The organism is Anaerococcus hydrogenalis (assembly GCF_002871895.1).
Classification (GTDB): Bacteria; Bacillota; Clostridia; order Tissierellales; family Peptoniphilaceae; genus Anaerococcus; species Anaerococcus hydrogenalis.
Window position 1 is genome coordinate 319,816 of the sequence record NZ_PNHP01000002.1, and the last position, 1,527, is coordinate 321,342.

Below are 1,527 nucleotides of genomic sequence, written 5' to 3' on the forward strand. Positions count from 1 at the left end.
CTGGTTTATTTGTTCCAGATGTTTCTGTACTTGGATCTGCTGGTTTATTTGTTCCAGATGTTTCTGTACTTGAATTTTCTGGTTTATTTGTTCCTGGTGTTTCTGTACTTGGATTTTCTGGTTTATTTGTTCCAGATGTTTCTGTACTTGGATCTGCTGGCTTACTTGTTCCTGGTGTTTCTGTACTTGGATCTGCTGGTTTATTTGTTCCAGATGTTTCTGTACTTGGATCTGCTGGTTTATTTGTTCCTGGTGTTTCTGTACTTGGATTTGATGGCTTACTTGTTCCAGGATTTTCTGTACTTGGATCTGCTGGTTTATTTGTTCCTGGTGTTTCTGTACTTGGATCTGCTGGTTTACTTGTTCCAGGATTTTCTGTACTTGGATCTGCTGGTTTATTTGTTCCAGATGTTTCTGTACTTGAATTTTCTGGTTTATTTGTTCCAGATGTTTCTGTACTTGAATTTTCTGGTTTATTTGTTCCAGATGTTTCTGTACTTGGATTTGATGGATTACTTGTTCCTGGTGTTCCTGTACTTGGATTTTCTGGTTTATTTGTTCCTGGTGTTTCTGTACTTGGATTTGATGGATTACTTGTTCCTGGTGTTTCTGTACTTGGATTTTCTATATTTTTATTTTTTATTTCTTCTAAAGCTTTTTCAGCTTCTGCTCTTTTTTCTTCCGCTTCTTTTCTAGCTTTGACAGACTCAGCTAATTCTTTCTTAGTTTTTCCCAACTCTGCTTTTACTTTGGTCAATTCTTCTTTGCTTGCAGTATTTGAAGTTTCTAATTCTTTTACTCTTTCTTCTGCTTTTTCTTGAGCTTTTTTAGCAAGATTTTCTGCATCTTTTGCTTTTTCAGCCTCTATTTTTGCAGATTGAACGGCTCTTTGAGCTTCTTGTTTTGCTTTTGCTATTTCATTTCTAGCTTCTTCTTGAGCTTTTTTTGCTTTTTGCTCTGCTAATTTAGCCTTAGCTATAGCAGCTTCTTTTTCTGCTTCTGATTTTGTTTTATCTTCTATAGCTTTTTTTGCTTCTACTTTAGCTTGTCTTGTTTCTTCTTGAGCTACTTGTAAAGCTTTTTCTGCTTTTTTTACTTTTTCTTTTGCTAATTGAGTTTCTTGTTGAGATTTGCTAGCTTCTTCTTTAGCTTGTTCAGCTAAATCTTGTGCTTTTTGAGCTTCATCTCTAGCTTTTTCTACAGCTTTTTGAGCTTCTGTTAACTGACTTTGTAGATCTTTCTTTTCTTGTTCTAGTTTTTTAATGTTCTCTTCTGCTTTTGAAAGACTAGCTTTTGCTTCTTGTGCTTCTTTTGCTGCTTTTTCTTTTGCCTTGTTTGCTTCTTCTAAATCTGTTTTTGCTTTGGCTAATTCTGTTTCGGTAGCCCCACTTGATTTTTGTAGATTTTCTAAGTTTTCTTCTGCAAGTTTTTTAGCTTCTTTGGCTTTTGCTTCTGCTTCTTGGGCTTTTTGTGCTGCAGCTTGGGCTTCTTTTACAGATTTTTGAGCTTCTTCTTTGGCTTTGGCTA

The 1,527-nt window shown here is 35.4% G+C and carries 1 pseudogene; it reads right to left on the bottom strand.

The features are described 5' to 3' along the window. Window positions 1-1,527: pseudogene (locus CJ192_RS04525) on the bottom strand (hypothetical protein); the annotation flags it as partial.